Source organism: Culturomica massiliensis, from assembly GCF_900091655.1.
GTDB lineage: Bacteria > Bacteroidota > Bacteroidia > Bacteroidales > Marinifilaceae > Culturomica > Culturomica massiliensis.
The window spans coordinates 3128219-3141378 of the sequence record NZ_LT594621.1 but is presented as its reverse complement, the minus strand read 5'-3'; the positions used below and the strand labels follow the sequence as shown (position 1 = coordinate 3141378).

Here is a 13160-nt window from a genome sequence, read left to right as displayed (position 1 = left end):
AAATAGTAATAACAAGTTATGAATAAAAAAATCAGATTATTGCAAAATTTAGTGTGGATTGTTTTATTGGCGGTGTCCTGTCGTCAGTCGGAGCAATTGTATGTAAAGGAGGTGGTTTTTCCGGAAGGAGCTACTCCGGAACAGAAAATAGAAATGGCATCCCGTTTGGTACCGACGGAAGGGCAATATGCCTGGCAACAGATGGAGCTGACGGCTTTTGTGCATTTTGGGATAAATACCTTTACAAACCGCGAATGGGGGGATGGCAAGGAAGATCCGGCTTTGTTTAATCCTACGTCATTGGATTGCGAACAATGGGTAAAAACATTGCAGAAAGGTGGTTTTAAAATGATCATATTGACGGCGAAGCATCACGACGGTTTTTGTTTATGGCCGACGAAAACCACCCGGCATTCGGTCGCCTCTTCTCCCTGGAAGGACGGGAAGGGAGATGTTGTGCGGGAGTTGAAGGATGCCTGTGATAAATATGGAATGAAATTCGGGGTATATTTGTCTCCTTGGGACCGGAATGCAGAGTGTTACGGCGATAGTCCCCGGTATAACCGGATGTTCGCCGAACAATTGACGGAATTACTTACGAATTACGGTACGATACATGAAATCTGGTTTGACGGTGCGAATGCGGAAGGGCCTAACGGACGAAAACAGGAATACGACTGGCAATTGTTTTGCGGTGTGATGGATAGTTTACAGCCCCATGCTGTACGTGCCATTATGGGAGACGATGTACGCTGGGTAGGTAATGAACAGGGACTGGGGCGTGAAACCGAGTGGAGTGCAACGGCTTTTATGCCGGAGACTTATCCGGGTGCTCAGGTTGAAAATCAAAAGCTGGGGATACATGCGCAGGCGAAAGATTTGGGAAGCCGGGATCTGATAGCCAAAGCTTCCCGTTTGTTCTGGTATCCGTCGGAAGTCGACGTATCGATACGTCCGGGTTGGTTTTATCACGCTTCTCAGGATCACCAGGTGAAATCTTTGCAAAAGCTGGTGGATATCTATTTCGAGTCTGTCGGGTACAATTCGGTGCTTTTATTGAATGTTCCGCCTGATACCCGGGGGTTGATTCATGAAAACGATGCGGCTCGTTTGCAGGAATTCGGAGAATATCTGCGGACCGTTTTTCAGGAAAACCGTCTTTTAAAAGGGGAAGCTTTTGAAATGGAGCAAGGCGATAGTCGTGAATTTCAAGTGAAACCGGGAGTTACCATTAATACTTTTCTGCTGGGCGAGGATATCCGTCAGGGACAGCGGATAGAACATTTTACATTAGAGGCTCAGATTGAAGGACAATGGCAATCTTTGGCTCAGGGAACAACAGCCGGATACAAGCGTTTGCTGCGTTTCCCGGATTGCCGGCCGGAGGCTTTGCGCTTAACCGTTGATCAGAGCCGTGGAAGGGTATATGTCCGTGAAGCCGGTGCATATTATGCCCCGGTGATTGATGGGCAGCAAGTGGATTTCCGGCCCGGCGATATTCCTGTTACGGATTGGAAAATTGTTGGCAAAGTAAATGAAATATCTGCACAGCCGGCGCGGCAGGCCATTGATAACGATCCGAAGACTTTTTGGCAGACAGAGGGGACGGAGAGTATCGGAAATTTGACGGTGGATATGGGGAAAGTTTATGATATAGCGGGATTTACGTATATGCCTGTAGCCGGAGGAGATAATGCAGGGATTGTTTTTCTGTATGCATTTTATGTGAGTGAGGACGGACAAAAATGGGTAAAATGCGAATGCCCCGGAGAATTCAGTAATATCATGTACAATCCGATACCTCAAACTGTTTCTTTCGGACGTACTTATCCGGCTCGTTATTTCCGTTTTGAGCCTTTACAGGAAATCAAAGGGCGTCCTTTTGTCAAAGTCGGTGAAATCGGAATCTTAAAAAAATAGAACAATAAAAAAGCCTGCAATCGCAGGCTTTTTCTTTACTTTTTATCTGTTGTTTTTCCTTCTTTACAACATTTTTTTTCGCTTTTGGTGCATTCGCCTTTTTTAGCATCTTTGCAGCATCCGCTTTTCTTTGCATCCTTGCAGCAAGAACTTTTTCCATCTGCATTTTTTTGTCCTTCTTTGCAGCATTTTCCGTCTTTCTTACATTCTCCGGTGCATTTAGCGTCTTTTTTGTTTTTACAACATTCGCTCTTCTGGCAATCTTTTTTGTCCACACACTCTTTTTTCGTTTCTTTTTTCGTTTCTTTGGTTGTTTTGTTACTTTGAGCAGAAGCAACGCTCACTGTAAATACCAATGCTAATGCGATTAATAAAGCTTTCATTTTTTCAATTTTAAAGGTTTATATTAAGGTTCACAAATATTGTGCTTATGTTGGTGCAGACAATTTTTCTGTCCGCATTTGTCCGGTCCCTGACAACAAGAGGTCTGGAACAACGGAGTAAAATAACGTTGCAGCTTTTTTTGTTGATCTGTGTTGCATAATGTCTTTACCGATAGATAAAAACGGCCTGTTTCGTCTTTCAATGCCTGATGCAGATCTCCGATATCCCGGGCAATGCGATGTAGTTTCAGGGTATCCGAATAGCTTTGTCCCAGTTCATAAAACATCTCTTTTTTCTGTGCGTTGAGTTGTGTAATAATATGACAGACACGTTGGCGGAATTGATGATTTATGATTCTGAAATCACTTCGTTGTTGTTTGCTGAAGTCCATATTTTTGACAAAACATTGTCCGTTGATCGGTGTTGCCTCTTCGTCAATAACAATCGTATCCCGGGCGGCAGAGGAACACTGGCGGGTAATAAGAATACTGCCGATCGTGGAAATGTTTAAAACGATCAGTATCAGGATAAGCCAGTTTTTCCAGTATTTTTTAATAATATTATTCATGTTCCACTTCGTATAGAGCCAGATTTTCAATCTGTGCGTCGTTGATGTTCCAACCGTCGAAAGTCGCTTTCGGATAACTTTTTCCGATTTGGATACCCAGCATAACGGTTATAACTACACTTGCCGCAATGGCTGTTGCCTGAATCCACCACATCTTATTCCGGGTACAGATATGGTTTTCTGTGTCCAATACATCGGCCATAATCCGCTCGGTTAATGAAACCGACGGTTTTACGGATATTTCCTGATGTATAAATTCCTCTACTGATAACTTTCTCTTCATTTCAGACGCAATTACATATTATTAGATACGCTTCGGAGAAAAATCCTATGGCTGTTTTAATTTTTTTTGCAAATTTATTTTAGCCCGTTGGAGCAATTGTTCGACAGCTCCTTCGCTGATTTCCATAATCCGGGCAATTTCTTTCTGGGGGATTTCATCGTATTTGCTCAATGTAAAAGCAATGTGCTGTTTTTCCGGAAGACTGTCGATGGCATTGCGGATTAATTCTTCCGATTGTTTGGAAATAACTGTTTCTTCCGGATTTTTATCTTCACTGCAAATGTATAATGCCCGTTGTAATAAATCTTCCGTTCGTTGTAGCAAATTTTTCTTTTGCGCCCGTTTGATCTGACGCAGACAGCAATTGACCGCAATTCGGTAGAGCCAGGTCGAGAATTCCGATTCGCCCCGGAAATTGTGAAGAGAACGGTAGGCACAGATAAAAGTTTCCTGACTGATGTCTTCTGCGTCTTCCCGGTCATGTACGAAGCCCATGGCTGTACGGAAAACCGTTTCCTGGTACTTTTCTACCAGAAACCGGAAATCCTGCGGGTATCCGTTAAGAATCCGATCGATTATTTCTTTATCGCACATCTTCCAGCGTTGTTCTCTATTAGACGGCTAAAGATGGAAATTCTTGCGGAAAGAAACAAATTCATAAAGAATTTTAGATTTGGGATTCAGTTGTCCCGCAGATTTCATTATTTATGATTGTGTCGTAATTCGATCCGTTATTTACAGAGGACCGGTTTTGTGCGTTCATAATCATAAACATGAAATCTGCAGGCGTACTAAAAAGCATAAGCCGATCTATTCACTTTTCAAGGTTTCTGCCGGTCGTGCACGGATGCCTCGTTGGCTTTTTAAAAGTACAGTGAGAAGGATAACGATAAAAGTTAAAGCAGCTCCTCCCAAAAATATCCATATACTTAACGGTAACCGGTAAATAAATTCTTCCAGCCACAGGCTTCCGATAAAATAAGCTCCTGTTAAGGCAAAAGGGATGGACAGCAGAGCCAGTAAGCTGATGTTCCGCAGCAAGAGCAAGGTAATGGAAGTGACGGAAGCGCCGTTTACTTTGCGAATGGCTATTTCTTTGGTTCGCCGCGACACCTCGTCGCCTGTAAAGCCGAACAAGCCCAATATGGCAATGATGATGGCCATAGAGGAAAAGATCAGTACGCTCGTACACATATCCTTATCGCTTTCGTAACCGGCCCGGAATACATGAGGATAATAGTAAAGATTAAGATCGGGTTGATTGCTTATTTTCCGGATTCTGGTCATCAATTCTTTCATTTGCTGGCGGTCAGCTTGTTCCATTCTCATCAGGAGATAATAACTGCGGGTTGTGTCCGGTTCCTGAAGACGGAAAATCGTCAGGGGTTCTTGGTAGGCGTAGAGGGAAAGTACGTGAAAGTTCCGACAGGTTCCGCAAGGGGTAATGGGCCGTTTTCCCACGACTAATCCGGTAGCATTTGTCCCGGCAATTTCCAGTTTTTCCCGGAATTTTTCATTTACCCAAACGTTGTCTTTCCCTCCTGTAAAAGCTATCGAATCACCATCCAGTATGGGGATTTGTAATGTGGAAAAAAAATCTTCGTCGGTATGGATAACACAACTTTGGAACAGGCCCTGGCCGTTCGGGTCGGAAACTGTCGCACTGACAGGCCAGAGAGGAAGGTTGCTTGAAAATGTGACGTTGCTGATAAAAGGAAGACGTTTCACTTCGTCTTTGACGGAGGCGAGGGAAGGGTATGGGGAACCGCAATACATTTGGGTGTAATAGAGATTTTCCATTGTATATCCCATGTCTTTATTCATCATTGTTTTGTATTGACCGTTGAAGATGATGAGTAAGGTGAGTAGCAGGCAGGCGGAGAAAAATTGTATCCAAAGCAGAATGTATTTCCAGAAACGACGTCCGTGTGATACTTGCCGAAAGATTTGCAGGACGGGGACGGAAGCAAATAAACGGGCAGGCAATACTCCTGTGAGGATAATCATAAAGACAAAGAAGAAGGCGACAGTGATCAGTACCCGGGTATTGAACAGGCTGGCATATTCGTTATACATGATGTTTTCGAAAAACGGCTTGAAAGCAATCAGTTCTCCCAGAGCCAATAGTCCTGAGATAATGATCAGAATGACGGTTTCCATGAAAAACATCGTGAAAATATTCGATGTACTGGCTCCGTTGATTTTATGGATGCCGATCTCTTTGGTTTTTTGAATCAGGGATGAAACGGAAATCAGAATATAATTGAGAGCCGATATCAGTACGATGATGGAACCCATGATTCCGACCAGGGTAATGTAGGTATATCCCCAGCCGTATTTCAGATGAAGGTCTCGTAGCGGCTGCAATGTGTAGGAGTAATGATGTTCTTCCGACTGATGGGGATCGGCAATGGCCTGGATTTGCCGGGTGACCTTATCCGGGTCGGTTCCCGGGGTCAGAAGGATATAGCCCTTATATTCGGGTTTGTCTGTCCATTGGTTATCATTCGTTTGGATGAGCGGATGAATGGCATGTATGTTCATCAGGTGGCCGTTACGGGGAAAGTTTTCAAATATGCCGGCTACGGTAATCAGTTTGTTACCGTATTTTACTTCTTTACCTAACGGATCTTCGTTTCCGAAGATGATTGCAGCTAGTTTGTCGGAGATAAAAAATTTGTCGGCATATTGGAGGTCTCTCGGATCGCCTGATAGTAAACGGTAAGAAAAGAGCCGGAAAAACGATGTATCGGCTCGCAGGGCATCACCTCCCTGAAAGCGCTGTTTTTTATATATATAATTGGGGTAAATGCGTTCTTGTATGCAGGTCGTCAATTCTATTTCCGGTATTTCCCGTTTAGCTTCGTTGGCGAGTGTAAGCGGAATATTTGTATTTCCTTCTGTAGTACCTATCCGATATATCCGGTCGGCATAACGGTGAAAACTGTCGTAATCCGTTTCGAAAGCACAATAGCTGAAAGACAGGATACCGACCGATAAACCGATGGCCAGCGAAATAATTTTCGTAAACGTATTTCCTTTAAACCGGAGTAAGTCACGTAAGATATAAGAAAGTTTTTTCATGTCTTTGGATATTTAGAAGCTTGTAATTTTTATTTCGGTTTATTGCGTAAACGGGTTATTGACGGCGGTTTGTCTTTATTTATGCCATCGGGATAAAAGTAAGGTATAAAGAGAAGAAATACTATAGGACATCCGGACATAGAGTCAGGACAGGTTATTTTGACTGTAATGATAATCAGTGTATTATGTAGCGTAAATCCGGACAGGAGGGTTTTCGGTTAAAACAATCCGGTATTCAGCAACGTTTTTTCCGGAGTTCGGTAATCAGGCTGTCGAAGAATTTTTTTATATCCTGCGTTTTGGCCAATCCCAGTTTTTGCCGGAGGCGGGTACGCCGTTTGTAAATGGAATCGTTGTTGATGTCCCAAAGGATTGCCAGCTCATCGGTTTCGAATCCGGCACATATCAAGGCACAGTAACGAAGATTTTCTTCGGTCAGTTCCGGGTAAGTTTTTTGTAGATGATCGATGATACCGTTTCCCATGATGTTTACTCCTTCTTTCAATAAGATCCAGTCGGCAGGGGAAAAAGAGTCCGTAGAAACCATCCGGGAAAATTTGTCCTTGAGTTTTTCCAGATTATTTCCGTATTTCCGGGAGAGTTCGACAAATTCTTTGATCATTTCTACCCGGAGGCGGAAAAATTCTTTCAGTTTGTTGTCTTTTTCATCCAGTTCCCGGAGCAGTTTTTCTTTCAGTTCTTCTTCTGCCCTTTGCAATCGTTCGATGAACAACTGGCTTTCAAACAATTCCCTGCGTCGGCGGTTGGTACGATGACGGGCTAATCCCAAAATGAACAGGAGAAGAAAAACAGATCCGACACAGAAGAAGCGCCATACGTTTAATTGTTTTTGTAAGCGTATATTTTTATTGCGTATGTTTTCATAGCGATATTTCCATTGCCATTCTTCTGTCTTGTTTTTTCCCAATAAGGCATATAATTGGAATTGTTTTTGATCTAATTTATCCCGGAGAAAAGAGTCGTCCTCGCACGGGAGGGCATCTCCCGCATACGTATAAGCCAGTAATGCTTTTTGAAATAGCTTTTTATCTTCGTAGTAAAGTCCCAGGTAGTAATAAGTACGGGCCAGTTCCGGAGAGATTTCGTCGTTTTTGTAATAACGGAGTGCTGTTTGGATAAGAGTGTCGGAAAGAAATGTTTTTTGGGTCAGATATTGGTTGTCGGCTTTGCTTAAGGCTTCTTTTGCCGGTCTTTTCCGGTTAAACCGATCTACCATTATTTGTAATGAGGATTTTTTTTTAATATGTTGTTCGTTTCCGATATCTTCGGGCTGTACACAACCGAAAAGCAAAAGTCCGAGAAGCAGGGAAATGATAATTTTCATTCGTGGAAATTGTTTTTTACAAATTCAATTTTAGCACTCAACAAAAATATTTAAAAAAGTATAGAATTAAAATGAAGACAGCGAATTTCGCAAGAAACGATGTTGACGACGTAAAAGAATTTAAAAATAGGTTGTCTATATTTTAGACATAGTTGTCTATATTTTAGACACTTTAACACTGGGGTTTTTAAGTAATTTATTGATTATAAGTAGGTTATTCCGACGGCATGTTTTTTGATTTAATGATCTTGATAAATAAAGGAATCCGTTTGACTTCTAACAAATCCGGAAATGAAAGTGATCCAATTGAAAATGATGTTTCGCGGGTGGATGCGGAATAAAGTGTACACCGTGATTTCTATTTTGAGTTTGACGGTAGGACTGGTATGTAGTGTATTGATGGCCGGTTTGGTAACAAACGAGTATCGGATTGCAAATGTCATTTCGGATAATGACCAATGGTATTCCTTTAAGTCGAAGAGCGAGTTTTACGGAGACAGCGAGCGTGAAATTTTTGGATCTATCGGGACCGGAAGTGTCGGCGGACTTTTACAGAGTCGTTTTCCGGAAGTGACCGATTTTTGTGTATTTCACAGTTGTGTTGCCAAAATAAATAAGGAAGGACGTACGGTTTCGGTGAACGGTTTTTTCGAAGTGACGGCCAATATGGAAAAACTATGTAAACCCCGCTTGTTGGGAGGGGATTTACGCCAGACTTTATCCAGGCCGGGAGAGATTGCAGTGACCCGTTCATTTGCCTTGGGTATTTTCGGCCGGGATAACGTAATCGGAGAGCGACTTCGTTTTGATATATCAAAAGCCGTGCGTGTCGCTAACGGATTGTATACTGAATTTTTTGATGAGACTTATACGATAACAGCTGTCATTGACGATTCGGAAAGAGGATTTTTTAATTATAAAATATTAAAGGGATTGCCGGAAAAGGAAATCGATGTAAATTTAAAAAGTTGGCAGGGTTTTTATTATACGTTTGTTCAGTTGGACAAGGATGTGACGGGAAAGGCTTTTGAAAAAAAGATGCGGGCTGATTCTGCTTTTCATGAATTGAGCTTAGTACCTTTAAAAGAGATTTATTTTACTCCGGGTTCAGGTAATGACGATGATCTGACATTGAGTCGGAGTCCGATGCTGATGTATGTCGGAATCAGTATAGCACTGGCTGTATTGATTATTGCCTGTTTTAATTATATTAATCTCGGAATGACGCGGACTTTGCAGCGTTTACGTAATACCGGGCAACAGATGATATTCGGGGCATCGAAGCAACAAATGCGGATGCATCTGATGACAGAGACGGGAGTACAGGTTTTTCTGGCATTGGGCATAGCTTTACTGCTGATTTGGAAATTATTGCCCCGGTTCAATGCTCTGTTTGAGTCCCGTTTGATTATGCCGGATTTTTTTTCCGGGATTACGCTTTGGTTATTGTTGGTTATCCTGCTTTTCATGATTTTATTTCCTTCGTTGTATATTTTTTCGCGTTTGGGAGAAGAGCACCTAAGTCGGATACTGAAACAGGAATACAGCCGTAGGCCGCGTTTGGTGACGAGTATGGTGGTTGCCCAGTTTGCCGTATCGATTGTATTGTTGTTATTTGTCGTAAATGTTCACCGGCAAATGGATTTTATTGCACATAATCGTCCGGGAGCGGAAAGTATTTTATTATTGGATGAGGGAGAAAGTGCAGATGAGCAGGCGTGGAACGTATTCTGTGAAAAACTGAATACGATTCCTGAAATAGAGAAAATGACCAAAGGATCGGGTTTGGCGGAAGGGGCTGTTTCCAATAACGACTGGTTTGTAAGTATAATTAATTGTGATGAGAATTATTTCGATTTTTATAATCTGCAGTTTATAGCAGGTGGCCCTTTTACAGCTCATTCTCCTAAAGGTTCGGTTGTTGTGAACGAGATGTTTGTAAAAAAATGGAATTTAAAAGAACCGGTAGGTTATAATTTTGATTTCAACGGAGAAAATCGTACGATTTGTGGGGTAGTGCATGATTTCATTATCGAGGATCTTACCCGGGCGATTACTCCTTTAATGATCATTCCGGAGTATGCCTGGATTTCGGTCGTAAAGGTTGCTCCTGAAAATCAGAAAGCTGCTATCGGTAAAATGGTGGCCCTTTGGAAAGAAGTGGCTCCGGACCAACCTTTATTTAGCTGGGAAACAATGTCGGATGCTTATCTGGCTTTTCATCGTGACGAACAGAAGATGATGCAGATGGTATCGGTTTTTGCCTGGATCAGTTTGATTTTGACTTGTCTGGGACTGTTCGGATTGGCCTGGTACTCGGTGGAAAACCGGATGAAAGAAATTGCTTTACGTAAAGTAAGCGGAGCGACCGAGTCGCAGGTGGTCGGTTTGTTGTGCAATCGCTTTATGAAATGGATTATGATTGCTTTTTTAATTGCTTTACCTATCGCGTTTTATTTTACGCAGGAATGGATCAAACATTTTATTTACCGGCAGGAAGCAACAGTGTGGCATTACATAGGAGTAGGTGTTTTTGCTCTGGGAATAGGAGTCTTGACTGTGATCTGGCAATCCTGGCGGGCAGCGGTACGTAATCCTGTGGATACCTTAAAAAGGGAGTGACGGAACTAAACAAGCCATTCTGTTTTATCAGGATGAAATTTGAACAGGGACCGGTATAGGCGGGGACTTAGAATAAAATGAGTTTAGTTGTTTTTAATAGAATAAAATATGTTTCGGGAATTTTTAGCAACGTTAAAACGGAATAAGATGGCGTTTGTACTGAATGTCGTCGGTTTGTCCGTTGCTTTTACGGTATTGACTGTAATTGCTTTTCAGGTGATTTACGAGTTTAGTTACGACGGTTCTTATAAGGACAAAGAACGGATTTTTCTTCTGGAGTACTACGACAAGGTGGCAACTGATTACAGTGCCAATATTTGCGTGCCCGTTGTAGAGAGTATCGGAAAGAATATTCCCGGTATTGAGGCTTATTGTGCTACCTGGCAGGGATGGGATCAGGCCGTGAGTGTGGAAGATGCTCAGGGAAATAAAGTGGAGTATCAGGAGCCTTTTTGCCAGGTGACGCCCGGTTTCTTCGATGTGTTCTCTCCGGAGATTATAGCAGGAGATCCGAAGACCTGTCTGGAAGGAGATTATTCCATTGCTTTGTCGGAAAGTGTCGCAAAGAAATTTTTCGGGAAGGAATCGGCTTTGGGAAAAACAATGAATATAGGGAAGACTCCGGTTACCGTGACCTTGGTATATAAAGATTTTCCCAAAAACAGTTCGGTGAAAAACGGTGTTTTATATCGCTTGAAAGACGAAACATGGTCTGAATGGTCCTATGTCCCTTATTTTAAGTTGACATCAGGTGTTTCGGCCGAAGATGTAGCTGAAAAGATAAGTAAACTGGATATGCCCGGGATGGATAAGGAAGATTTGGTGGAATTTCAGGAGCGAATGGATTTTTATCTGACTCCGGTAAAAGATATTTACTTTAAATCCAAATCCGACGGTAGTTTTGCTAAAGGGAACCTGAATACGACTTTATGCCTGATTGCCATTGCCCTTTTGATTATCGGGATTGCCTATGTGAATTTTATTAATTTCTCGACGGCTTTAGCCCCTATCCGTATTAAACGGATCAATACCCAGAAGGTAATGGGGGCAATGCCCGGACAATTGCGGCGGGGAATCGCATTTGAGTCTATATTGCTTTCCTGTCTGGCTTTCGGATTATCGTTTATCTGGACGATTTTATTTATCGCTTCTCCGGCTGCGGATTTTTTCACCGCAGACCTGGCTTTGGGGGCGAATGTGGGTATTTTGCTGACGATTGCCGGAGTCGCGATTTTGCTGGGGCTTTTGGCGGGACTTTATCCGGCATTTTATATGACGTCTTTTCCTCCGGCTCTCGTATTAAAAGGAACTTTTGCACTGACACCTAAAGGGATCCGGTTGAGGAATTCCCTATTGCTGTTTCAGTTTATTACGACTGTCGTTTTGATTACGGTGGCTATCTTTATCAAATTGCAGCACACCTATATGCAAAATATGAATCTGGGTTTTGACCGGGAAAATATCGTATATGTGCCTTTGAACGGAGAGTTGAAGAAGCAGTTGAATGCTTTTGAGAATGAATTGAAAACCCGTCCGGAGATTATAGATTATACGACCACCCGTTTCCTGCCCGGACAGGTCGGTATGGGATGGGGCCGGGAATTTAACGGACAGCGGGTTCAATTTTATGCCTGGCCGGTGGCTCATAATTTTCTCCGTTTTTTCAATATCAAGATTGCTGACGGAGTCGATTTCTTTGCCCACAATGAAAAAGGGATGAATAAAATCATCTTTAACCGGAAATTTGTGGATAAATTCGAAATGAAAGATATTATTGGAAAAGAAATAGGTTGTTTTAAAAATATGGGGCAGGTTGTCGGCGTAGCTGAAAATATTAATTTCAGGTCCGTACGGGAGGAGATCGAACCGATGGCCTTTGTTTGCGGAGATGATCAGGGAATCGAATATGCTTTGATCAAGGTGAGTGGTACTTATTTGCCGGCGACAATGGATTATATCCGGAAAACGTATCGTCAGTTTTCAGCGGCCGACGGAGATGTTAAATTTTTGGATGAAAAGATGAATCAGCTCTATCAGAAGGAAGAGAATCTGGCGAAGCTGATTTCCATATTCGGCTCGATTACAATTCTTATTTCTTTAATGGGGATATACGGTTTGATTTTATTCAATGCCCGTTTTAAAATGAAAGAGATCGGTATTCGTAAAGTAAACGGTGCTACGGAGGGGGAAATGATTATTTTCCTGAATAAAAGCTTTTTGAAGTTGATTGTCGCAGCCTTTGTTGTGGCAGTACCGATTGCCTGGTATATCGTGCGGGAATGGCTGGCCGGATTTCCTTACCGGACGACTATTTATTGGTGGGTGTTTCTGGTGGCAGGGCTGGCGACTCTGTTGATAACGATACTGACGGTTAGCTATCAGAGTTGGAAAGCTGCCATTGTTAATCCTGTCGAGACTTTGAAAAACGAATAAGTTTTAATTTTAGATTTACGATTGAGATACAGGCAATGACTTACAGAGTCATGAAGTTACAAAAAGAATATTTTGGTTTATGATTTTTGGCTGGAAATTGAATCCACAAGGTTGGATTGAAAGGTATGGTGGACTTACGTTTGTGATTTTTGACGGGGTATTTTAGCCGGATCATAAAATGGATTTTAGATTTTAAATTGAATGAGATACATCAGACCGGATTTCTTGTGGTAAGTTTGTTGACTTATTTTATATTTTCGGAGACTCTTTGAGTGCAGGTGGTTAAAGTATTAAAGGTATAATTAATTTTGAACAGTTACTTATACAAGGTTCGGATTACAGGATTATCCGGCGGGAAAAAGATGCAGGAGCAGGCTAAATAATACGGAAGCGGTGATGCAGAATATCAGAATGACGAAGGTGTTTTGTTGCATTTTGAGTCTGGTGTTCTTGTTCTGTGGTTTGCTGTATTATTATTCCCGTTTTTCAGGCGGGATATCCGGATTTTGTCGCCATAAACG

Annotated in this window: 9 protein-coding genes; 3 read left to right on the top strand and 6 right to left on the bottom strand. The window is 42.2% G+C overall.

Annotated features, from left to right (window positions below; translation table 11 throughout):
* Positions 1–18 precede the first annotated feature (18 nt).
* Positions 19–1920: an alpha-L-fucosidase gene (locus BN8908_RS14230; protein ID WP_082989272.1), complete on the top strand. Its 1902-nt coding sequence runs from the start codon at positions 19–21 to the stop codon at positions 1918–1920.
* A gap of 35 nt (positions 1921–1955) precedes the next feature.
* On the opposite strand, the gene BN8908_RS14225 is transcribed toward BN8908_RS14230, so the two are convergent.
* The 6 genes from BN8908_RS14225 to BN8908_RS14200 form a co-directional block, all read right to left on the bottom strand.
* Positions 1956–2303 (bottom strand): hypothetical protein, encoded by a 348-nt coding sequence (locus BN8908_RS14225; protein ID WP_021989498.1) that lies wholly within the window; start codon positions 2301–2303, stop codon positions 1956–1958.
* Between the two features lie 23 nt (positions 2304–2326).
* Positions 2327–2872: a hypothetical protein gene (locus BN8908_RS14220; RefSeq protein ID WP_068691305.1), complete on the bottom strand. Its 546-nt coding sequence runs from the start codon at positions 2870–2872 to the stop codon at positions 2327–2329.
* Positions 2865–3155 carry a hypothetical protein gene (locus BN8908_RS14215; protein WP_021989496.1) on the bottom strand — a complete coding sequence of 97 codons (291 nt, stop codon included), beginning with the start codon at positions 3153–3155 and terminating at the stop codon, positions 2865–2867. The genes BN8908_RS14220 and BN8908_RS14215 overlap by 8 nt, the downstream gene beginning before the upstream one ends.
* A gap of 45 nt (positions 3156–3200) precedes the next feature.
* The gene (locus tag BN8908_RS14210; protein ID WP_068691303.1) at positions 3201–3749 is read right to left on the bottom strand and encodes an RNA polymerase sigma factor; all 549 of its coding nucleotides are present in this window, start codon (positions 3747–3749) and stop codon (positions 3201–3203) included.
* 216 nt (positions 3750–3965) lie between these two features.
* Complete coding sequence (locus BN8908_RS14205; RefSeq protein WP_068691301.1) at positions 3966–6239, bottom strand: ABC transporter permease; 2274 nt, start codon at positions 6237–6239, stop codon at positions 3966–3968.
* 235 nt (positions 6240–6474) lie between these two features.
* Positions 6475–7584 carry a hypothetical protein gene (locus BN8908_RS14200; RefSeq protein ID WP_021989493.1) on the bottom strand — a complete coding sequence of 370 codons (1110 nt, stop codon included), beginning with the start codon at positions 7582–7584 and terminating at the stop codon, positions 6475–6477.
* A 291-nt stretch (positions 7585–7875) separates the two neighbouring features.
* Here BN8908_RS14200 and BN8908_RS14195 point away from each other — a divergent pair, with 291 nt between their 5' ends.
* Positions 7876–10206: an ABC transporter permease gene (locus BN8908_RS14195; RefSeq protein WP_082989271.1), complete on the top strand. Its 2331-nt coding sequence runs from the start codon at positions 7876–7878 to the stop codon at positions 10204–10206.
* A gap of 147 nt (positions 10207–10353) precedes the next feature.
* Positions 10354–12639, top strand: a complete 2286-nt coding sequence (locus tag BN8908_RS14190) for an ABC transporter permease (RefSeq protein WP_161945882.1) — start codon at positions 10354–10356, stop codon at positions 12637–12639.
* Positions 12640–13160 lie beyond the last annotated feature (521 nt).

What these genes read in the sequence shown, in the direction of transcription:
- BN8908_RS14230 (WP_082989272.1), top strand. Translation starts at nt 19, where the DNA reads ATGAATAAAAAAATCAGATTATTGCAAAATTTAGTGTGGATTGTTTTA.
- BN8908_RS14225 (WP_021989498.1), bottom strand. Translation starts at nt 2,303, where the DNA reads ATGAAAGCTTTATTAATCGCATTAGCATTGGTATTTACAGTGAGCGTT.
- BN8908_RS14220 (WP_068691305.1), bottom strand. Translation starts at nt 2,872, where the DNA reads ATGAATAATATTATTAAAAAATACTGGAAAAACTGGCTTATCCTGATA.
- BN8908_RS14215 (WP_021989496.1), bottom strand. Translation starts at nt 3,155, where the DNA reads ATGAAGAGAAAGTTATCAGTAGAGGAATTTATACATCAGGAAATATCC.
- BN8908_RS14210 (WP_068691303.1), bottom strand. Translation starts at nt 3,749, where the DNA reads ATGTGCGATAAAGAAATAATCGATCGGATTCTTAACGGATACCCGCAG.
- BN8908_RS14205 (WP_068691301.1), bottom strand. Translation starts at nt 6,239, where the DNA reads ATGAAAAAACTTTCTTATATCTTACGTGACTTACTCCGGTTTAAAGGA.
- BN8908_RS14200 (WP_021989493.1), bottom strand. Translation starts at nt 7,584, where the DNA reads ATGAAAATTATCATTTCCCTGCTTCTCGGACTTTTGCTTTTCGGTTGT.
- BN8908_RS14195 (WP_082989271.1), top strand. Translation starts at nt 7,876, where the DNA reads ATGAAAGTGATCCAATTGAAAATGATGTTTCGCGGGTGGATGCGGAAT.
- BN8908_RS14190 (WP_161945882.1), top strand. Translation starts at nt 10,354, where the DNA reads ATGGCGTTTGTACTGAATGTCGTCGGTTTGTCCGTTGCTTTTACGGTA.